The following is a 19,972-nucleotide window of genomic DNA, read 5'->3' on the forward strand; positions in this document are numbered from 1 at the left end:
TCACATCCTGAAGAGCCCGAACCGCGGGCCCTCGGTCGGGGCCAGAGGCGTGCGGGCGCACACGTCGAGCGCGAGTCCCAGCACGCGGCGCGTGTCGGCGGGGTCGATGATGCCGTCGTCCCAGAGCCGGGCCGTCGCGTAGTACGGGTCGCCCTGCTCCTCGTAGCGCGAGCGGATGTCCTCGCGGAAGGCGGCCTCGTCGTCGGGCGCCCACTGCTCGCCCCGCGCCGCGAGCTGGTCGGCCTTGACCGTCGCGAGCACCGACGCGGCCTGCGGGCCGCCCATGACCGAGATCCGGCTCGCGGGCCACGACCACAGGAAGCGCGGCGAGTACGCGCGCCCGCACATCGAGTAGTTGCCCGCCCCGAACGACCCGCCGACCACGACCGTCAGCCTGGGCACGCGCGTCGTCGCGACGGCCGTGACCATCTTGGCGCCGTCCTTGGCGATCCCCCCGGCCTCGGCGTCCGTGCCGACCATGAACCCCGAGATGTTCTGCAGGAACACGAGCGGGATGCCGCGCTGGTCGCACAGCTCGACGAAGTGCGCGCCCTTGAGCGCCGACGGGCTGAACAGGACCCCGTTGTTCGCGACGATCCCCACGGGGTGCCCGTGCAGGTGCGCGAACCCCGAGACCAGGGTGTCGCCGTACTCGCGCTTGAACTCGTGGAACACGCTGCCGTCGACGAGCCGCGCGACGATCTCGCGCGCGTCGTAGGGCGCCTGGACGTCGACCGGGACCGCGCCGTACAGGCTCTCGCCCGGCCCGCCGGGCTCGTCCTGCCCGACGGCGGGCGGGACGCTCTCGTGCACGGCCCACGCGGGCGCAGGGTCCGGCGGGAGCGTCGAGACGATGCGGCGCACGATCGCGAGCGCGTGCTCGTCGTCCTCCGCGAGGTGGTCCGTGACGCCCGAGCGACGCGCGTGCAGGTCGCCGCCGCCCAGCTCCTCGGCCGTGACGACCTCGCCGATCGCGGCCTTCACGAGCGGCGGCCCGCCCAGGAAGATCGTGCCCTGGTTCCGCACGATCACGGTCTCGTCGCTCATCGCAGGCACGTACGCGCCGCCCGCGGTGCACGAGCCCAGGACCGCCGCGATCTGCGGGATGCCCGCGGCCGAGAGCCGGGCCTGGTGGTAGAAGATCCGGCCGAAGTGGTCACGGTCGGGGAAGACCTCGGCCTGGAGCGGCAGGAACGCGCCGCCCGAGTCGACCAGGTAGATGCACGGCAGCCGGTTCTCGAGCGCGATCTCCTGGGCCCGCAGGTGCTTCTTGACCGTGAGCGGGTGGTAGGTGCCGCCCTTGACCGTCGCGTCGTTGCACACGACCAGCACCTGGCGGCCCTCGACCAGGCCGATCCCCGCGATCACGCCCGCGCCGGGCCACTCGCCGCCCAGCATCCCCTCGGCCGCGAGCGGCGCGATCTCCAGGAACGGGCTGCCCTCGTCGAGCAGGTGCTCGACGCGCTCGCGGGGCAGCAGCTTGCCGCGCGCGACGTGCCGGGTGCGCGCCTGCTCGGGGCCGCCGAGCGCGGCACGGGCCGAGCGCTCGCGCAGCCCCGCGACGAGCGCTCGCTGGGCCGCATCGTTGGCCAGGGCCGTGGCGGAGGCCGGGTCGACGGTCGTCCCCAGGACGTCGCCGACGCCCGGCGCGCGCGTGCTCGGCAGGGTCGCGGTCACGACGTGCCCCCCGTCCGGCGAGCGGCCTGCTCGTCAGGGGCAGCCGGGTCGCCCGGGTCGCCCGGGTCGCCCGCGAGCAGCAGGGCGAGCGCCGGGTCGGCGAGCAGCGCACCAAGCTCGGCGAGGAAGCGGGCGCCCTGCTCGCCGTCGACCACACGGTGGTCGAACGACAGGCTCAGCGTCACGACGTCGCGCAGCGCGACCTGGCCCTCGTGCTCCCACGGGCGGCGGCGCACGGCCCCGACGCCCAGGATCGCGGCCTCCCCCGGGACCAGGATCGGCGTCCCGGCGTCGACGCCGAACACCCCGACGTTGGTGATCGTGATGGTCCCGCCCGTCAGCCGCTCGGGCGCGGTGCGTCCGCTGCGGGCCGTCGCAGTGAGGTCCGCGAGCGCCTCGGCGAGGCCCGTGAGCCCGAGCGTGTGCGCGTCGGGCACGTGCGGCACGACGAGCCCTCGCTCGGTCGCGACCGCTATCCCCAGGTGCACGCGCGGGCTGTGGACGATCTCCGCGCTCCCGTCCGGCAGGTCCTCCCACCGGCTGGCGAGCGAGGGGTGCCGCGGCAGCACGACGCACAGCGCCCGCGCCACGAGCGCCAGGACCGTGATGCGCGTCCCGCGGGCGAGCGGGTGGCTCCGGAGCCGGTCGAGGAGCTCGGTGCTGGGCGTGACGTCGACCGTGAGGAAGACGGTCGCCTGGGGAGCGGTGAACGCGCTCGCGACCATCGCGGCGGCGGTGTGCTTGCGCACGCCGCGCACGGGGGTGCGCGTCTCGCGGGTGGCCGGGTCGCCCGTCCGGCGGCCGGGGGTCCCGTCGGCGCGCAGGCCCGACGGCGTCGCTCCCGCCCCATGGTCGGGCGCGGCCGGCACACGGTCCTCGTCGGGCGGGGGGAAGCTGCCGGCACGACGGGCTGCCGCGCGGGCCAGCCCGGACTGGCCGAGGATGTCGCGCAACGAGGTCGGCGCGAAGCGCCCCGTCGTGCGGAGCGCGGTCTCGTCCCCGTCGGCGTCCGTCCCGGTGGTGTCGTGGCCCGCTGTGCCGCGGTCGGCGACGTCGCCGGTCACGAACCCTCGGGACAGCGGGCCCGCGGCGGCCGTGCTCGGCAGGCCGTGGACGCCGTTGCGCTCGCGCCCCGTCCCCGCTCCTCGACCGGCCGGGGCGCCGGTCCCTGTCCCGGTCCGGTGGCCCGTCGCCTGTTCGGCCCCGGCTGCCGTGCCGTCCCTGGCCCCGGCCTGCGCGCAGCTCACGGCCGACAGGACGTCCTCGCGGGTCACGAGCCCGCGGGCCCCCGTCCCGACGACCCGTTCGAGGTGGACCCCGAGCAGCTTGGCGAGCCGGCGCACGGGCGGCGTCGAGCGCGGTCGCTCGGCCGGGACGGCCTCACCCGCACCCGCGATGGTCCCCGTACCGGTGCCGGGACGCTGGCCGGGCGCCGGCTCGTCCGTCGAGATCGGGCTGGTGGGGGTTCCGACCGGGCCTTCGACCCCCGTGCGGCCGTTCTCGATCGCGGCGCGAGCAGGAGCACGTCGGGCACGTCGCGCGGGTCGGCCCGACCGCTCCGGCCGCGCCCCGTACCCGACGAGGTTCGGCTGAGGCGCCTCCTCGGCGACCTCCGCGTCGCCGCCGGCCGAGTCCCCCGCGGAAGCCGCGCCGTCGGGCACCCGAACCGCCGTACCAGCGCCCGCCGAACTGCCCGCGGACGCACCGCCGTCGGGCGCTCGACCCGCCTGACCCTTGCCGGACGCCCTCCCCACGGACGCACCGCCGTCGGGCCGCGTGCCCGCGGAACCGCCTGACGAGGACGTGCCTCCCGGCGCCTCGCCCTCGTCGGGGACCTCGAACGTCACGAGGGGTTCCCCGACGTTGACCGTCTGCCCCGGCTCGGCGTGCAGCACCGTGACGACCCCGGCGTAGGGCGACGGGAGGTCGACGAGCGCCTTGGCGGTCTCGACCTCCGCGATGACCTGGTTCAGCTCGACCGTGTCGCCCGCGGCGACGTGCCAGCTCACGAGGTCGGACTCGGTGAGGCCCTCGCCGAGGTCGGGCAGGCGGAACTCGCGCGTGCTCATCACCGTGCCGCCCCCTCGAACGCCGGGCTGTCGGACTCGTCGTACGCCCCGCGCCCCAGGACGCGGTCCACGCCGTCGAGCAGGCGGTCGAGGTCGGGGACCTGGTGCTGCTCGAGCTTGGCGGGCGGGTACGGGACGTCGTGCCCCGTGACGCGGAAGGGCGCGGCCTCGAGATGCTCGAAGCAGCGCTCGGTCGCCGCCGCGGCGATCTCGGCGCCCAGGCCCGCCTGGTGCGGCGCCTCGTGCGCGACGACCAGGTGGCCCGTCTTGCGGACCGACGCCGCCACGGTCGCGTGGTCGATGGGCGAGAGCGAGCGCAGGTCCACGACCTCGACCGACACACCCTCGTCGGCGGCGGCGACGGCCGCGTCCCGGGCCGTCGTCACGAGCGACCCGAACGTCACCAGCGTGACGTCGGTGCCCGGCACCACGACGCGCGCTGCGTCCATGGGCGGTGCCGAGCGGAGGTCGGCCGCCTCGTTGACCTCGCCCTTGAGGTGGTAGCGACGCTTGGGCTCGAAGAACACGACCGGGTCGTCGCACGCGATGGCCTGCTGGAGCACGGTGTACGCGTCCTGCGGGTCCGAGACGGTCACGACGCGCAGTCCCGCGGTGTGCGCGAAGTACGCCTCGGGCGACTCCGAGTGGTGCTCGGCGGCACCGAGCCCCCCGCCCACGGGGATGCGGATCGTGATCGGCAGGCGCACGGCCCCGCCCGTGCGGGCGTGCATCTTGGCGAGCTGGGACACGATCTGGTCAAACGCGACGTACACGAACCCGTCGAACTGGATCTCGCACACGGGCCGGTAGCCGCGGTACGCGAGGCCCACGGCCGTGCCCAGGATGCCCGACTCGGCGAGCGGGGTGTCGAGCACGCGGCGCGGCCCGAACTCCTTCTGCAGCCCGTCGGTCACGCGGTACACGCCACCGAGCCGGCCCACGTCCTCACCCATGACGACGACCTTGTCGTCGTTCGCGAGCGACCTGCGCAACCCCGCGTTGAGGGCCTTGGCGAGCGTCAGGGTGGTCATCGGGCGCCTCCGGTCGGTGCGTCGGTGCCGGTGGCCGGGTCGGTGGTGCCGGCGGCGGGGTCGGCGGGCCCGTCGCCGTCCGCACCGTCGGCGAACCCCTCGAGGTACTGCGCGTACGCGGCGCGCTCGGCCGCGAGCGCCGCGTGCGGCTCGGCGTAGACGTGGTCGAAGATCGTGAGCGCGGGCGGGTCCTCGAGCGCGATGCACCCGGCCCGCAGCTCGGCCGCGGCCCGGTCGGCGACGCCCTGGACGCGGGCCTCCTCGTCGGCGGTCAGCAGGCCGAGCCCCGTGAGGTAGGTCCGGTAGCGGGAGATCGGGTCGCGGCCCGCCCAGGTCTCGAGCTCCGCGGGGTCGCGGTAGCGCGTGGGGTCGTCGGCCGTGGTGTGCGGGCCCATGCGGTAGGTCACGGCCTCGACGAACGTGGCGCCGCCGCCCGTGCGGGCCCTGTCGAGGGCCTCGTGCATGACGGCGAGGACCGCGAGGACGTCGTTGCCGTCGACGCGCACGCCCGGGAGCCCGAACCCCGCGGCGCGGTCGACGAGCGGCACGGTCGACTGGATTGTTACGGGCTCCGAGATCGCCCACTGGTTGTTCTGGCAGAAGAACACCACGGGGGCGCCGTAGGTCGCGGCGAAGACGAACGCCTCGTTGACGTCGCCCTGGCTCATGGCGCCGTCGCCCAGGTAGGCGACCGCGACGGCGTCGGCACCGTCGTTCTGGACGCCCATGGCGTAGCCCGTCGCGTGCAGGGTCTGGGCGCCGATGATGACCTGAGGCGTCGCCATGTTGACCGCGTACGGGTCCCAGCCCGACGCCGTCACGCCGCGCCACACCCGCACGAGCTCGACGAGCGCGACACCCCGCGTGTACGCCACGGCGTGCTCGCGATAGCTCGAGAACACGAAGTCGTCGGCGTGCAGCGCCCGGCCCGACCCGATCTGCGCGGCCTCCTGGCCCAGCAGCGGGGGCCACAGCGCGAGCTCACCCTGGCGTTGGAGGGCCGTGGCCTCGGCATCGAGGCGCCGCACCACGATCATGTCCTCGTAGAGGCGCAGCGCGAGCGCGGGGTCCGCGTCGAGCCCTTCGAGCCATCGGTCGTACTGCGTCGATCCGTGTCGTGCACCGGTCTCGTCGAGCAGCTGGACGGCGTCCAGCCCCGTTCCCCGCACTACCCGGCTGTCCACCTGGCTGGGCGTCATCGCGTCACCTCGCGTCTGCTCCCGTGCTCACCGTCGAGCACCCCGGCGCTCCTCGTCGAGCACCGGATACCGCGAACGTAACCCCACCCCGCACATGGCTCCAGTCATCACGGAAAGGCTGGGCAGTGTGCTGCGCGTCACAGGGATAGGCTGAACACTGTGCGCAGCTACGATGCCGTCGACCTCGATCTCCTCGTCGCGCTCGCGAAGGACCCGCGCGGCACGATCGTCGCGCTCGCCGAGCGCCTGCGGCTCTCGCGGAACACGGTGCACGCACGCATGGCCCACCTCGAGGAGGCCGGTGCGTTCCTCGACTTCGACCGGCGCATCGACCCGGAGTTCCTGGGGCACCCGCTGACGGCGTTCATCGAGGTCGAGGTCAAGCAGAAGGAGCTGAGCCGCATCGTGGCGACGCTCGCGGAGATCCCCGAGGTCCTCCAGGCCCACGGCCGCTCGGGCACGTCGGACCTGCGGGTACTGGTCGCGTGCCGCACCACGGACCACCTGTTCCGCATCGACGCCGCGATCCTCGCGATCGACGGTGTCGAGCGCACCGAGACCTCGCTCTCGATGGGCGAGCTCATCCCCTACCGGGTGCGGCCGCTGATCGAGCGGGCGCGCAAGACCCTCTGACGAGGGCGTGGGCCGGAGTCAGCGGCAGAGGGGTCGACGGCGGAGTGATCAGCGACTGAGGGCCCGCGGCGGGGGGGCAGCGCCCGGGGGCGGAGCCCTCGACGAGCAGGTTCGGCTGGGCAGGAACGGCGTTCGCTGAGCAGGAGCCGCTCCTGGTCAGCCGAACAGCCCCGACACAAGCCCCCGGACCCGGCGTGGGCCGGGTCAGCGGGGGCAACCACTTCCCCCGTCCTCACCGCAGGTCGCGCAGGTACGCCGCAGCGCCGTCGAACGCGGCCATGCGCCGCTCGTAGTAGACCGCGAGGATCAGCAGCAGCCCGCCCGCGGCGGTCAGCGTGAGCATCCACGGCCCGGCCGAGATGGCCGTCCCGAGCTGGCTCACGAACACCACGAGGATCTCGACCGGGAGCACCACGACGCCCAGGACGAACGGTGCCGCGAGGTGCAGGCGCGTCCCGACCAGCACGGCCGCGAGCGCGAGCCCGACCACGAGCACGGCCCGCCAGGTCCGGGCGTCGGTGTAGGTCGCGAGGACCGAGGGGCCCAGCGTCGCGGCGATCCCGACCGCGAGCGTGCGCCACGAGCCCACGAACCCGACGGGCCAGTCCGCGAGCCGCGCCACCGGCGCTCGTCCCGGCGCGGGCGCGGGACCCGACGACGCCACGAACGCCAGGTATCCCGCGACCAGCAGGCCCGCCCCGAGGGGCAGGGAGAAGACCTCGACACGCAGCTCGCGCGGGGACCAAGCGCCGATCGCGGTGACGAGCGCGAGCCCCCACACGAACCACGCCGGAGGCCAGCGCAGGTCCTCGGGCGCCGTCGTGCGCAGCGCCTGGCGCACGGTGTGCACGACGAGCACCAGGAGCGCGACCTCGAGCGACCAGGTCAGGACGATCGCGGTCCAGCTCTCGCCGACCGCGGCCACGGGCCCGACGACGGCGAGCACCATCGCGGGCGCGGCCCACCACCGCCGGGCCGTGGGGGCGAGCCGGAGGTGGGCGACGTCGTCGGGCCCGGCGCCCGTCGCCCCTGGCCCCGTGGACGCCGCCGACACCACCCGGTGTCCCGCGAGCGCCGCGAGCGCGGCCCCGGCCGCGGACCAGGCGAGCGCCCCGAGGTAGGTCGCCGTCGGGTCGTCCCCGGCGCCCCCCGAGGCTGCGACGAACCGCAGCGCGGCGGCCAGGCCGCCGACCGACGCGAGCACCGCGGCGAGCGACAGGTACGTCGCGGCATCCCTCGCCCACGAGGTGCTGACGCGGGTGCCGCGGGCCGCGAGCCGGCGGGCGACCTCACCACCGACGACGAGCACGAGCCCCAGGGCGAGGAGCACGGGGTTGCGCCACGGACCCGCGTCGGGCAGGAGGATCGAGACGAGCAGCGACGGCACCACGAGCAGTTCGAGGCCCCCCGCGACCAGGCGTCGACCACCCGGTCCGCGACGCGCGAGGATCCCGCCGACCACGACCGCCGCGAGCGCGGGCGGCGCGGTGTACGCCTCGACGAGACCGACCCCGAGCAGGCTCAGCAAGGACCACAGCGCCCCGACCCACAGCACGGCCGCGAGCCACCACGTCCAGCGGCGGGCGGGTCGACCCGCGACGACCGCGGCGCCGGTCCCCAGGACCAGGAGCACGATCATCGCGGTCTCGGGCCCCGCCGAGACGCGCACCAGCGAGAGCAGGACCGCGACCGCGGCCGTGACGAGCGTGCTGACCTCGACCGCCCGGCCGACCGGCTCGGTGTGCACGTCCGGGAGCCCGCGCGCGCCGAGGAACGCGAGGGCCTGCGGGACGGCCACGGCCGCGCCGGCCGTGAGGATCGCGACGAGCGGGAGCACGACGGGCGACCCGCTGCCCGGGACGAGCTCCGCGCCCAGGCACACGAGCACGACCGAGGCCGTCGGGAGCAGGAGCCCGGCCGCCGCGACCCGCACGGCGCGCGTCATCCCGGGGCGTCGCGTCAGGACCAGGACGGCCTCGAGCGCGAGCATGGTCGCGGCGGCCACGGCCGACCAGTAGCTGCGCTCCTCGAGGACCGAGGCCACGCCCAGGACGAACGGCACCGACGTCGTGACCAGGACGGCCCACCACGAGGGACGGTCGACGGCCCGCAGGCGCGTCACGACGATCGCCACGACCGAGGCCGTGACCGACACGACCGCGAGCGCCTCGACCCCTGCGAGGCCCGCCCACCCGAGCGTCATGCCCAGAACCAGGAGCGCATACCCGTAGCCGAGGCCCACGAGGTACGGGCGGACCCCCGCGGGCACGACCCGTCGGGCGAGCAGCAGGAGCCCCAGCACGACGGCGCTGCCCAGGACCGCGGTCGGGCGCGCCGCCCAGGAGACGACGGCCGCCATGCCCGTCAGGGCGAACGTGCCCGCGAGGGCGGCCATGGCCCAGCGGGCACGTTCCGACCTCACGGACCTCGGGAGGGCCTCGGGGACGACGACCGTCGGAGATCCGGTGTCAGAACTGGGCCGGTCCCCGGACCGGCGTGCTTCTGACAACTGGTCGGTGAGCACCAGGGCCACGAGAGCCAGGGCCGCGAGCAGCCCGAACGACGTGAGCGCAGCCCACGCCGGGTGCAGCGCGATCCCGGTGAGCAGGAAGAGCACGACCCACGGCAGGCCGGCCCGGGCACCCGAGCCGAGCCACGTCCCGAGGCGGAGCACGCTCAGGCCGAGGAGCGCCAGGGCGAGGGCACCGACCCCGACGAGCGCGGCCGTCGTCGTCGCGTCGTCGAACACGCCGTCCTGGGCGAGCGGGACGTCCGTGAACGACCACTGCGGACCTGCCGCCCGGACCGATGTCAGCGCGACCAGCACGCGCGCGGCCAGGTACCCGACCGCCGGGAGGGTCGCCGTCGCGAAGACCACGAGCGCGCCCGTCACGAGCGCCTCCCGGGAGCGTGCCGTGGCCCGCGCGGCCGTCGCGGCCGCGACCAGGACGGCGCCGGCCGCGAGCCCGGCGACGGGGGCCAGGCCGATCGACCACGGCCAGTGCCCGACGCCGAGCAGCACCGCCGCGAGGACCGCCACCGCGCCCGTGACCCACCACCAGAGCCGCTGCCCCGTGCACCGCGCAAGGATCGCGGCCGTCGCAGCACCCCCGACCATGACCAGGGCCGCGCCGCTCCACCCGGGCAGCCACGAGACCGGCGGGACGGCCAGTCCGACGAGGAGCGCGGTCGGGTACACGAGGTAGCGCGCGACCTGGAGCACGGTCGTCTCCGCGACCAGACGGGATCCGAGCCTGGCCCCCGAGACGCGCGCGACCGGCAGCTCCAGGAGGGTCACGAGGCAGGCCGCGAGCATGCCGACCGCGTACACCCCGGACTCCGTCCCGAGGTCCCCGGACGCGCCCCCGGCGACCGCTCCCGCGAGGACCACGGGAACCACCGGGGCGAGGATCAGCCCGGCGGCGCTCCAGGTCCGCATGCGCACCAGGTGCCCGGCCACCAGCAGACCCGCCGAGACGAGGAGCAGCAGCATGCCGCGCGCGAGCGCCGGGTCCGTGCCACCGAGCAGCCCGGCGCTCAGGAGCAGCTCGACGTCGACGAGCAGCAGGACGACGCCGAGCGCACCGATCGACTCGGCCGAGGCGCCCATGCCCCGCAGGCGCAGGAACACGGCGGCCCCGAGCGCGAGGAGCGTGACGACGCCCGTGACGAGCGCCCGGACCGCGAGGTCGTCCGCGAGCGTGAAGAAGACGAACACGATCGTCGCGACCGCGAGCAGCCCGGCCCCTGCGCTCGCGAGGATGGGCTGGAGGCCGACGCTCGACCGGGTCGGTGCCGGTGCCGGTGCCGGTGCCGCGGGAGCGGTGTACACCGGTCGGCGCGCTGCGCCCGCCACGGGCACGGGGGGCTGGGGGCGGGCTGGGGCCCCCTGGGCGCGGAGCCGCTCGTCCGCGGACCGCAGGGCGCGCAGACCGGCGGCTCGCCGGTCGAGCGCGGCGGCCGCGTCGCGCGACGCGCGCAGCACCTCGACCGCCCACGGCCCCGACAGGGCGAGGCCGCACGCCTCGCAGCGGGTCGACGTGAGGACGGCCCCGCACCCGGGGCACGCGTGCTGGTCGCGCAGCCGCTCCGTCGCGACCTCGACCCACTGTTCGCTCATGCGCACATCATGGCGAACTCCCAGGTCAGGCATCGGCCCGTCCCGTGGGGTGTCGGTGTCGATCAGGTGAAGGGGGTGCTCCGGGCCAGGTCGTCGTCGCGGTCCGGGTCCACCGTCCCGCCCGAGGCGTCCGCGCGAACCACGGTGCCTGCGGCATCGACGGTGCCCAGCGCGCCCGTCGGCACCGTCACGGCAGCGATCGCGGTCGTGAGCGGGATCGCGAGCACGAGCCCGATCGACCCGACGAGCGTCCGGACGACCTCCTCGGCGATCTCCCCCGAGGTCAGGCTCACGCCGAGCGCCTGGTCGGACAGCCAGACCGCCATGAGCAGCGGCAGGGCCGCCCCCACGTAGGCGAACGCGATGGTGTAGACGGTCGAGGCGATGTGGTCGCGGCCGATCCGCATGGCCCGGGAGAAGAGCTCGCGCCGTGAGGCGCCCGGCGCGAGCGCGCGCAGCTCCCACACGGTCGACGCCTGGGTGATCGTGACGTCGTTGAGCACGCCCATCCCGGCGAGGACGATCCCGCAGATCGCGATGCCCTGGAGGTCGATCGCGGGGGCGTAGGACGGGAGCCAGAGCGCCTCCTCGGACGTGAGCCCGGTGATGTGCGAGGTCCGGGCGCCCCACGCGGCCAGGACGGCCGTCAGCGCCAGGCCGACGAGCGTGCCGACCATGGCGGTCGACGTCCGGGCCGTGAACCCGTGGGCCACGTAGAGCACCACGAACATCACGGCCGACGACGTCACGAGGGCCACGTAGAGGGAGCTCTGGCCCGAGAGCAGGGCGGGCAGCGTGAACTGCCCGATCACGACGAGCGCGACGGCGAGCCCCGCGAGCGCCGCGAGCCCGCGCAACCGGGCGACCGCGAGCACGAGGACCGCGTAGGCGATCGCGAGCAGGGCGATCGGGATGCCGCGCTCGAAGTCCAGGAAGACGTAGGGGGTCCCCCCGTCGCCCGCAGCCTGCTCGATGTGGAGGAGGCGGAGCCTGTCGCCGACCTCGAAGCCGTGGTGGACGTACTCGGGTGGTGCGACCACCTCGACCTCGGTGCCGTCGTCGAGACGTACGGGGACCAGACCGGTCTCGACCTCAGCCTCACCGGTCACCTCGCCGAACACCACGAACGCGCCCTGGGCGGTCACCGGGATCTGGTCCGGCACGTCGGCACCGCGGGGCCAGAGCGCGACGAGCCCGACGATCGTCAGCACCAGCGCGGGGACCAGGATCGCCGCGAGCACGAGCCGGACCCGTCTGCTCGCAGGGGGCGTCGGGCCGTCGCCGTGCGCGTGCGCGTGGGCGGGCCCGCCACGGTCAGGACTGCTCCGTGCTCGCCGTGCTCGCCTCGTCGGGTGCTGCGGGACGCTCATGGTGCCCTTCGGTCGGGGTCGGGCGCACGCCCTGGACCCGCCCACCTTAGAGAATGAGAACAGTTATCGCTAGCGCTCCACGCCCGACCGCCACGCACCCAGGGCACGACACAGGCCCGGGTGCCCGACGTCGTCGGGCACCCGGGCCTGTGTCAGTGGTGCGGGGCACGGCCCCGCGGTGCGGCACGCCTCAGCGCGCCGCGAGGATCACTTGGTGACGGCCTTCTTCAGGAGGCTGCCGGCGCTGATCTTGACACCGAAGCCGGCGGGGATCTGGATCTCCTCGCCGGTGCGGGGGTTGCGGCCCGTGCGAGCGGCACGCTCGACGCGCTCGACCGAGAGCAGGCCGGTGACCTTGACGGCCTCGCCGTTGCCGAGCGACTCGACGAGGACTTCCTGGAACGCGTTGAGGGCGTTCTCGGCCTGAGCCTTGGTCAGGTCGGACTTTGCGGCGATGGCCGAGACGAGCTCAGACTTGTTGAGCGACATGCGGATCCCTTCATCGGTTCACGCCTCGCGGTGGGCACCGCGCGACGTTGAGGTCTCAGTTTGCCAGCCGTGAGGCGGGACTTCGTGGACAACACTAAGGAATCTACGGGGGTTTCCGCGCGTTTCCGCGCCGAACGTGTTTCTCTGAACGCGGAATCTTGCCCGTTTTGCCCTGAATGTGACCTACTTGGCGCCCCCGGGGCCCCCGGAGGAGCTCCACGCGCACAAGATCCGCACACGCGAGCGACGCCCCGACGACGCGCCCACAGCCCCGTTCGCCGTCTCTCGGCAGGCTGCAGCACGCCCCGGTACGCACGGAGCCGCCCACCCAGAGGGGTGGGCGGCTCTCCTGGCCACGAGCTGGCGACCGCGGCCCGACGACGAGCGACGGCTCAGCGGCCCTCGCTCTTCGCGGCACCTCCCGTGGCGCCCTTGCCGTAGCGCTGACGGAACTTCTCGACGCGGCCGGCGGTGTCCACGACGCGCGCGGTACCCGTGTAGAACGGGTGGCTCGCGCTCGAGATGTCGACGTCGACGACCGGGTAGGTGTTGCCGTCGGTCCACACGATCGTCTTGTCCGGACGGCCAGGACCCGACGCGCTGGTCCCCGCGAGGGTGGACCGCGTCAGGAACGCGAAGTCGGCCGAGATGTCGCGGAACACGACCGGTCCGTACTCGGGGTGGATGTCCTTCTTCATGGGTGCTCCTCTACGACTCTCGACTGCTGGGCTCTCGACGGGTGTCGACTACCAGCTGGACTTGGTGACGCCCGGCAGCTCCCCGCGGTGCGCCATGTCGCGCAGCCGGATGCGGGAGAGGCCGAAACGCCGGTTGTACGCGCGCGGACGACCGTCGACCACGTCGCGGTTGCGCAGGCGGGTCGCGCTCGCGTCGCGGGGCTGCTTGCGCAGCTCGGTCGCGGCCGCCTCCTTCTCGGCGTCCGAGGCGCTGGGCGACGCGATGATCCTCTTGAGCTCGGCGCGCCGCTCGGCGTACCGGGCGACGACCACCTCGCGCTGCTCGTTGCGCGCGATCTTGGACTTCTTGGCCATGCGGCTCCCCTTACCGTTCCTCGCGGAACGCGACGTGTGCCCGGGCGACCGGGTCGTACTTGAGCAGGGTCAGCCGGTCCGGGTCGTTCCGACGGTTCTTGCGGGTCACGTACGTGTACCCGGTCCCTGCGGTCGAGCGCAGCCTGACCACGGGTCGCAGCTCGGTGCGTGCTGCCATCAGACCTTCTCCCCTCGAGCGATGATGCGTGCGACGACCGCGTCGATCCCTCGACGGTCGATCGTCCTGATCCCCTGGGCGCTCACTCTCAGCCTGACATGCCGGCCCAGTGACGGCACCCAGTAGCGCTTGTGCTGGATGTTGGGGTCGAAGCGACGCCTGGTCCGCACGTGCGAGTGCGAGATCGAGCGGCCGAACCCCGGCGAGGTGCCGAGCACCTGGCAGACGGCGGACATGAGCTTCCCTTCGGTGGGTCGTGGGACCCGAGAATACTTAATGAGAACCATTCTCGTCAAGAGGTATGCTCTCGACTGATGAGAACCGTTCTCTGTAGAGGTGGAGCGTCCAGATGCCCGCAGATATTCCCGGGGCCCCCGGCACGGCAGCGAGCCGCCGCGCGGCCTCACCGGCCCCGACGAGCAGCGGCTCGGCCGCCGACCCGAGCGACGCGCCGGGCCGCATCCCGCTCAGCGTGCTCGCCACGATCGACCCGGTGCTGCGCGATACCACGGTCTTCGGGCTCGTGACCGACACCCCGCGGTCGGTCGTCCTGCGCCACGACATCCGTGCCGAGGACGGGACCCTGCGCCGCCTCGTCGTGGACGCGACCGGGGTCGTCGAGGACACGCTCGTCGACCTCGAGCACGCGTGCCTGTCGTGCGCGGTCCGCGAGGACGCGATCCCCACGCTGCGCGGCCTCGCACGCGACGGACGCTGGGACCAGGTGCTCCTCGCGCTGCCCGTGTCGGCCGAGCCGCTGCCGGTCGCGCGGGCCCTGGGCGGCGCGACCCGGCCCGGGGGTGCGCTCGACGGGTTGCGGCTCGCCACGGTCCTCACGGTCGTCGACCTCGCCGCGGTCGAGACCGATCTCCTCGACGACGACCTGCTCGAGGAGCGCGGCCTCGCGCTCACCGCCGCCGACCACCGCTCGGTCGGCGAGGTGCTCGCGGCCCAGGTCGAGCACGCCGACCTCGTGGTCACGACGGGCGCGCCCTGCCCGGCCCTCCTGGACGGTCCCGGGACGCCCACCCGACGCCCCCTGCCCGACGGCGCCTCCCACCCGGGCGCGTCCGCTGCGGTCCACGCCGCGCAGGACAGGCGGCACGCGAGCGCACGCACGGGATCGGGCCTCGTCGACAGGCTCATGGCCGACGGCTCGACCCGGCTCGACAGCCTCGACGGGCTGCATCTCGCGGACCTGTCCGCGGCGACGCACGACGCGACCCGCGCCGAGCGCCGCGCCCACCCGTTCGGGACGCGCGCCGTCGTCGGGCAGGACGAGGAGACCGGGACCTGGACCCTCGAGCTGTCCTCCGACCTGCCGTTCGACCCGCAGCGCCTCCTGCACCAGGTCCGGCGCCTCGGGACCGGGCGCCTGCGCAGCCGCGGCGTGTTCTGGGTCCCCAACCGGCCCGACTCGATGTGCGCGTGGGACGGCGCGGGCGGGCAGCTGAGCATCGGAGAGGTCGGGACGTGGGAGGACCTCGCGCCCCGGACCCGGCTGGTCTTCACGGGGGCAGCCGACTCGGCCGGGGACCGCGACGAGCTGCGCGCGGCGTTCACCGAGATCCTCGCGACGCGCGAGGAGGTCGCCGACGGCGGGCTGCGCTGGCTCGGCCGTGAGGACGTGCTCGCTCCCTGGCTCGGGGCGCGCACCGACGCCGTCTGACGACGAGCAAGGCCCCGGGAACCGTCGTGGGTCCCGGGGCCTTGCTCGTGGTGCTCGACGGCCGGCTCGCACCGGCCGCCGACCGTCCGCCGGGAGCACCCCCGGCGGACGCCTCGCGGGCTAGCCGCAGCTCGTGGCCGCGTACTCGCTCTCGATCGTGGTCGTGACCTCCTTGCCGTCGACCGTGGCGGTCGCCGTCACGGTCGCCGTGCCCGCCTCGATCGCGTCCTTGCGGGTCGTGAACGTCTGGCTGGCGCTCTTGCCCGGCTGGACCTGCTGGAAGGTCTTGGTGCCGAACGGCGTGGAGATCTTCACGTCGACCGGGAAGTCCTCCTCGTTGACCGCGCGGACCGCGAGCTGGACGCGCGAGGCCGCGCACTGGGCCTTGGCCGTCGTGGTGACCTCGAGCTCGGGCTCGGGCTCGACCGGGTCGGCACAGGACACCTTGGCGGAGCCCCAGTCGGCGTGGTCGTTGCCGTTGCCGTCGCCGCCGTCGGTCACGATCAGGTCGAGGTAGCGGACCCCCGTGACCGGCACGTCCAGGTCGACGGTCTTGCCGCCGCCCTTGAGCACCTCGGTCTGGGCGAGCTGGGTGCCGTCACCCACGACCTTGAACTGCACCGTGCCCTTGGTGCCCTGGACGTCGTCGACCCCCACGGTCGCCGTGAACGCGTCGCACTGCGCGGCGAGGAAGACCCGGACCGACGAGTTCGCGTGCGTGCCGAGGCCCTTCTCGTGCACGACGCCGCGCAGCGAGAGCGGCTTGCCGTCCTTCTCGCCCTGCTCGCCGTTGGACAGGTCGCGCTCGACCGGTCCCCACCCGTTGGTCGTCGAGACGAACGGCAGGTCGCTGACCCAGTTCTCGCCACCGTTCGGCGGCACGACGACCCACACCGACTGGCCGGCCTCGACCGACCGCTCGCCGACGGGCGCAGCCGTGGTCGTGTACGAGCCGCCCGAGGTGAGCGTGTAGGCGTCGGCGGTGATCTTGCCGTGCGGGGTGACCTGCCACGTCGTGGTCAGGACGCCGCCAGCCGGGAGCGTGGCCGCGGTCGAGGCGTTGGTCGCCTCGACCTCCCAGCCCTCGGGCACGTCGAGCGTCACCGCGACGTCCGCGACGGCCACGGGCTCGTGGACCGTGAGGCGCGTCGTGACGGTGCTCGCGACGTCGGGCTCGAACGCGACGGGTCCGGGGGACACCGTCAGGGACGCGCAGGCCGGGGTGGCCTCGGCCGGACCCAGGTCCACGACGCGGAAGTCGTCGAGGATCAGGTCGGACTGGTTGCCGCCCGCGGTGAGCTTGCGCAGCCCCACCCAGGTGTCGCCGCAGCCGCTGGCCACGACGTCCTCGGAGAACGTCGCGGTCGTGCGCTGCTGCCCCAGCGGGGCCGCGTGGGTCTCGACCGACGCCGGGGCGCCGCTCGCGACCGAGTCGTAGCCCGTGACCCACTGGTACTCGCCGCCGTTGCCCGACTGGTAGTCGAAGCTCACGCGGTACTGACGCCCCGCCTCGAGCTTCACGGTGCTGGGCACGGTGCGGTAGACGAGGCCCTTGTTCTCCTCGTGCGCCTTGAGCGACCAGTCGCCGGACAGCGCGTCGTCGACGAGCTTCCCGTTCCAGCCGGCCTGCGTGTAGGGCGCGTTGCGCTGGGCGATGTGCGTGCGCGGGTCGGTCACGCCGCCCGCGTCGCCCTTGACGAACGGTCCCCAGCCCTGGGGCACGTTCTCGAAGTCCTCGAACGCGACGACCGTGCCGGTCTCACCCTCGACGGCCGGGGCCACCGAGCGCGTGGCGCTCACGACGCGCAGGTCGTCGACCCGCACGACGGCGTCGCCCGCCGAGGCGGAGACCGTCAGCGTCGGGCGGGCCGGGCCCGTGACGTCGACGAGCACCTGGACGCGCTGGTAGTAGCGGTTGTTCTTCTCGTCGGCCGCGACGAGGTTCTTGGCGGTCGAGCGCTCGACGACGGTGCTCGCGTTCTGCGCGACGCCCTCGCCCGAGACGGACAGGGTGGTCGAGCGGGACTTCCCGGGCTGGACCTCGACCCACGCGCTCACGGCGTAGGTCCCGGTCGAGAGCTCACCGAGCTGCTGGCTCAGCGACGAGGCGCCCGCACCGAGCGTCGCGACGCGCTGCCCGTTGGCGAGCGTCTCGATGCCCGTGGTGCCGGTCGTCTCGTACGCGTCGAGCGTCGCGGCGTTGAAGCCGGGGTCGACGATGCCGCTCGCGGCGCCCCACGCGACGTCCTCGGCCGAGGGGGTCGCGACGCCCTGCGGGTACAGCACGTAGGGCTGGCCCGCGGTCGCGTCGACCGTGACCTTGCCGCCCGTGACCGGGACGTCCGCGACCTTCTCGCGGCCCGTGGTCGTGAGCTTGTACATGGTCAGGCTCGTGGCCCCGGCGAGCTCGTCCGTGAGGGTCCACGTGGTCGAGCCGCCGGCCGGGTTGTAGTGGTAGAGCTTGCTGCCCTCGGCAGCCTCTCCCTCGAGCCCGGGGGCGTCGGACGCGTTCCACGGCAGGAGGTAGGTGCCGCCCTGGGCGACGACGGCGTCCCCGACGAGGATCTGCCGGTCGGCCGCGGTCGTGCCGCGGGCCGAGACGTCACCCCTGAAGTCGATCCGGTCGGTGCCCCAGCGCACGATCTCCTGGTGCTGGAGGAACTTGGTCGGGACGTTGGTCGTCCAGATGTTCTTGTAGAACGCGTTCCAGTCGGTCTGCCCGGTCCAGCCCTCGAACTCGACGAGCCGCGCGTTGCCGAGCAGCGGGTGCGGGTTCCAGGTGTCCTTCTCGGCGTTGTCGATGAAGCGCACGATCTGGGAGTTCAGGCCCTTGTTCGCGGCGCCGCCGTAGTTCTCGTCGGCGGACCAGTGGCTCCACAGCGAGTTCGCCTCGAACTTGTCGGACCACTCGGTCGCGATCTGGAGGTCGTTGGCGCGGGCCGCGTCCGCGAGGGCGCGGGCCTGCCAGCCGAAGTTGTAGTAGACGTCGACGTAGAGGAGGTCCAGGTTGCCCTGGGTCTCGTCGGCGAGCTGGCCGATGCGCGCGGCCAGGTCGCCGCTGTTCACGTCGCGACGCTGGTCGATGTAGTACGACTGGCCGAGCCAGTTCCAGCCCTTGGCCGAGGGGTCGACGAGTTCGTCGGAGAAGGCGTTCGCCTCGGCGTAGGCCTCGGTCGCGTTGATGTGGACGCCGAAGTCGGCGTTCCAGTCGCCACCCTGCGCGAGCAGCGTGTTCATGTCCTCGAGGCCGCCCGCGCGCTCGTTGTAGTTTCCGCCGTAGTCGGGGTGCGCGGAGTCGTGCCCCTCGGAGCCGTAGCCCTTGAGCAGCGCCATCTGGCCCAGGCCGTCGGTCGCGAGCGAGATGCGCTTGACGTCGTCGAGCGTGCGCAGGAACGGGTGCGTGGCCTGCGAGGCAAAGTTGAACGGGATGTGGGTCACGACGCGGTCGGCGACCTGGTCGGCGCCGAGCGCCTTGGGGGCGGTCGCGCGGAACGCGATCGCGCCGTCCTGCCAGTCGACCTTGTCGTCGGCGTTGGCGTCGGCCGTCACGACGACGGTCGCGTACGGGAGCTCCTCGGTGACCGGCGAGCCCTGGGCCCGGTAGGTCCACGCGCCGCTCCAGACGCCCACGCGCACGCCGCCGTCGGCCGCGCGCGCCTGGCGCTGCAGGCGGTTGCCGTCCGCGGCGGCCTTGCCGTTGGCCTCGTCGTAGACGCTGTTGGTCACGATCGTGGCCGACAGCGCGCTCGTGCTCACGATCGCGTACGCGGACCCGACCGGGTTCGCGTTGACGGGGGTCTGCCCCGTGACGGACGTGAACGTGTCGCCGACCTTGCCGCGGTCCGGGCTGATGACCGCCGAGGCGACCACGGCCGACGGGTCGGCCGACGAGACCGAGAGCAGGTCGTGGCCCGGGACCTCGATGGTCCCGACGCGGAACGCCTCGGTGTCGGTCACGCCCGTGACGCGGAACGTCACGGCGCTGCCCTCGACCTCGAGGCGCGTGTCGATGCTGACGCCCGCGAGGTCGGGGAACGTCAGGCGGTAGTCCCGGCTCGTCTCGCCGGGCTCGCCCGCCTCGACAGCGACGGCCCGGTCGGTGCCGTTGAGGCGCACCTTCGTGACGGTCGCGGTGCTGCCCGCGAGCGAGGCACCCGACGCGCGGTCGGTGTAGCTCAGGACCCGCGGGAAGTCCGCGGCGACCTGGACGTCGAGCTGCGCCGAGCGCAGCGTGGCCGCGCCCTCGACGCTCGCGGCCGCGACCTGCTCGGCCGTCAGGCCGAGGGCAGAGAGCGACGTCGCGCTGCTCGCCGGGGTGTGGACCGCCGCGGCCGCGGCGGGCAGCGCCGCGAACGGCACCACCACCGCGGTCGCGAGCGCCACGAGGCTGCGGGCACGGCGCGAGGCGCCACCCGGGTGGGAACCGGCCCGAGGGCCAGGGGAATGTCGAACCATGTGCTGATCTCCTTCGATAGCAGTTCATCG

The 19,972-nt window shown here is 74.0% G+C and carries 14 protein-coding genes; 2 read left to right on the forward strand and 12 right to left on the reverse strand.

Translation table 11 applies throughout. The features are described from left to right. The 4 genes from ASE15_RS02975 to pdhA are packed head-to-tail and all read right to left on the reverse strand — an operon-like array spanning position 1 to position 5,976. Positions 1-1,629 carry a carboxyl transferase domain-containing protein gene (locus ASE15_RS02975; RefSeq protein WP_200960504.1) on the reverse strand — a complete coding sequence of 543 codons (1,629 nt, stop codon included), beginning with the start codon at positions 1,627-1,629 and terminating at the stop codon, positions 1-3. A gap of 44 nt (positions 1,630-1,673) precedes the next feature. Further along, positions 1,674-3,746: a dihydrolipoamide acetyltransferase family protein gene (locus tag ASE15_RS21395; protein WP_235534094.1), complete on the reverse strand. Its 2,073-nt coding sequence runs from the start codon at positions 3,744-3,746 to the stop codon at positions 1,674-1,676. Next, on the reverse strand, positions 3,746-4,777 hold the full coding sequence (locus tag ASE15_RS02985) for an alpha-ketoacid dehydrogenase subunit beta (protein WP_056644448.1): 1,032 nt from the start codon (positions 4,775-4,777) through the stop codon (positions 3,746-3,748). The genes ASE15_RS21395 and ASE15_RS02985 overlap by 1 nt, the downstream gene beginning before the upstream one ends. Further along, a complete protein-coding gene (gene pdhA, locus ASE15_RS02990; protein WP_056644445.1) occupies positions 4,774-5,976 on the reverse strand; it encodes a pyruvate dehydrogenase (acetyl-transferring) E1 component subunit alpha in 1,203 nt (400 codons plus the stop codon). Before pdhA ends, ASE15_RS02985 begins: the two co-directional genes overlap by 4 nt. A gap of 159 nt (positions 5,977-6,135) precedes the next feature. Here pdhA and ASE15_RS02995 point away from each other — a divergent pair, with 159 nt between their 5' ends. Further along, on the forward strand, positions 6,136-6,609 hold the full coding sequence (locus ASE15_RS02995) for an Lrp/AsnC family transcriptional regulator (RefSeq protein ID WP_056644442.1): 474 nt from the start codon (positions 6,136-6,138) through the stop codon (positions 6,607-6,609). Between the two features lie 232 nt (positions 6,610-6,841). Here ASE15_RS02995 and ASE15_RS03000 read toward each other — a convergent pair whose 3' ends face one another. From ASE15_RS03000 to rpmB, 7 genes are all read right to left on the reverse strand, one after another. Then, complete coding sequence (locus tag ASE15_RS03000) at positions 6,842-10,729, reverse strand: SCO7613 C-terminal domain-containing membrane protein (protein ID WP_056761093.1); 3,888 nt, start codon at positions 10,727-10,729, stop codon at positions 6,842-6,844. A 62-nt stretch (positions 10,730-10,791) separates the two neighbouring features. After that, positions 10,792-12,099 (reverse strand): YibE/F family protein, encoded by a 1,308-nt coding sequence (locus ASE15_RS03005; protein WP_082618132.1) that lies wholly within the window; start codon positions 12,097-12,099, stop codon positions 10,792-10,794. Between the two features lie 207 nt (positions 12,100-12,306). After that, the gene (locus tag ASE15_RS03010) at positions 12,307-12,588 is read right to left on the reverse strand and encodes an HU family DNA-binding protein (protein WP_056644436.1); all 282 of its coding nucleotides are present in this window, start codon (positions 12,586-12,588) and stop codon (positions 12,307-12,309) included. 392 nt (positions 12,589-12,980) lie between these two features. After that, the gene (locus ASE15_RS03015; RefSeq protein WP_056644431.1) at positions 12,981-13,286 is read right to left on the reverse strand and encodes a type B 50S ribosomal protein L31; all 306 of its coding nucleotides are present in this window, start codon (positions 13,284-13,286) and stop codon (positions 12,981-12,983) included. Positions 13,287-13,334: 48 nt separating this feature from the next. Next, positions 13,335-13,640 carry a 30S ribosomal protein S14 gene (rpsN, locus tag ASE15_RS03020; RefSeq protein WP_056761096.1) on the reverse strand — a complete coding sequence of 102 codons (306 nt, stop codon included), beginning with the start codon at positions 13,638-13,640 and terminating at the stop codon, positions 13,335-13,337. Positions 13,641-13,650: 10 nt separating this feature from the next. Next, the gene (rpmG, locus tag ASE15_RS03025) at positions 13,651-13,818 is read right to left on the reverse strand and encodes a 50S ribosomal protein L33 (protein ID WP_056761099.1); all 168 of its coding nucleotides are present in this window, start codon (positions 13,816-13,818) and stop codon (positions 13,651-13,653) included. Continuing rightward, the gene (gene rpmB / locus ASE15_RS03030) at positions 13,818-14,054 is read right to left on the reverse strand and encodes a 50S ribosomal protein L28 (RefSeq protein WP_056644422.1); all 237 of its coding nucleotides are present in this window, start codon (positions 14,052-14,054) and stop codon (positions 13,818-13,820) included. Before rpmB ends, rpmG begins: the two co-directional genes overlap by 1 nt. A gap of 113 nt (positions 14,055-14,167) precedes the next feature. Between rpmB and ASE15_RS03035 the strand changes: the two genes are divergently transcribed. Then, positions 14,168-15,487 carry a GTP-binding protein gene (locus ASE15_RS03035; protein WP_082618133.1) on the forward strand — a complete coding sequence of 440 codons (1,320 nt, stop codon included), beginning with the start codon at positions 14,168-14,170 and terminating at the stop codon, positions 15,485-15,487. A 120-nt stretch (positions 15,488-15,607) separates the two neighbouring features. Here the strand turns inward: ASE15_RS03035 and ASE15_RS03040 are convergent, their stop codons facing one another. Next, the gene (locus tag ASE15_RS03040) at positions 15,608-19,942 is read right to left on the reverse strand and encodes an endo-alpha-N-acetylgalactosaminidase family protein (protein ID WP_082618134.1); all 4,335 of its coding nucleotides are present in this window, start codon (positions 19,940-19,942) and stop codon (positions 15,608-15,610) included. Positions 19,943-19,972: the final 30 nt, after the last annotated feature.

Origin of the sequence: Oerskovia sp. Root22, assembly GCF_001429135.1 — a bacterium.
Classification (GTDB): domain Bacteria; phylum Actinomycetota; class Actinomycetes; order Actinomycetales; family Cellulomonadaceae; genus Oerskovia; species Oerskovia enterophila.

Coding starts and splice junctions, on each gene's coding strand:
- ASE15_RS21395 (WP_235534094.1), bottom strand. CDS start 3,746: ATGAGCACGCGCGAGTTCCGCCTGCCCGACCTCGGCGAGGGCCTCACC.
- ASE15_RS02985 (WP_056644448.1), bottom strand. CDS start 4,777: ATGACCACCCTGACGCTCGCCAAGGCCCTCAACGCGGGGTTGCGCAGG.
- pdhA (WP_056644445.1), bottom strand. CDS start 5,976: ATGACGCCCAGCCAGGTGGACAGCCGGGTAGTGCGGGGAACGGGGCTG.
- ASE15_RS03000 (WP_056761093.1), bottom strand. CDS start 10,729: ATGAGCGAACAGTGGGTCGAGGTCGCGACGGAGCGGCTGCGCGACCAG.
- ASE15_RS03005 (WP_082618132.1), bottom strand. CDS start 12,099: ATGAGCGTCCCGCAGCACCCGACGAGGCGAGCACGGCGAGCACGGAGC.
- ASE15_RS03010 (WP_056644436.1), bottom strand. CDS start 12,588: ATGTCGCTCAACAAGTCTGAGCTCGTCTCGGCCATCGCCGCAAAGTCC.
- ASE15_RS03015 (WP_056644431.1), bottom strand. CDS start 13,286: ATGAAGAAGGACATCCACCCCGAGTACGGACCGGTCGTGTTCCGCGAC.
- rpsN (WP_056761096.1), bottom strand. CDS start 13,640: ATGGCCAAGAAGTCCAAGATCGCGCGCAACGAGCAGCGCGAGGTGGTC.
- rpmG (WP_056761099.1), bottom strand. CDS start 13,818: ATGGCAGCACGCACCGAGCTGCGACCCGTGGTCAGGCTGCGCTCGACC.
- rpmB (WP_056644422.1), bottom strand. CDS start 14,054: ATGTCCGCCGTCTGCCAGGTGCTCGGCACCTCGCCGGGGTTCGGCCGC.
- ASE15_RS03035 (WP_082618133.1), top strand. CDS start 14,168: ATGCCCGCAGATATTCCCGGGGCCCCCGGCACGGCAGCGAGCCGCCGC.
- ASE15_RS03040 (WP_082618134.1), bottom strand. CDS start 19,942: ATGGTTCGACATTCCCCTGGCCCTCGGGCCGGTTCCCACCCGGGTGGC.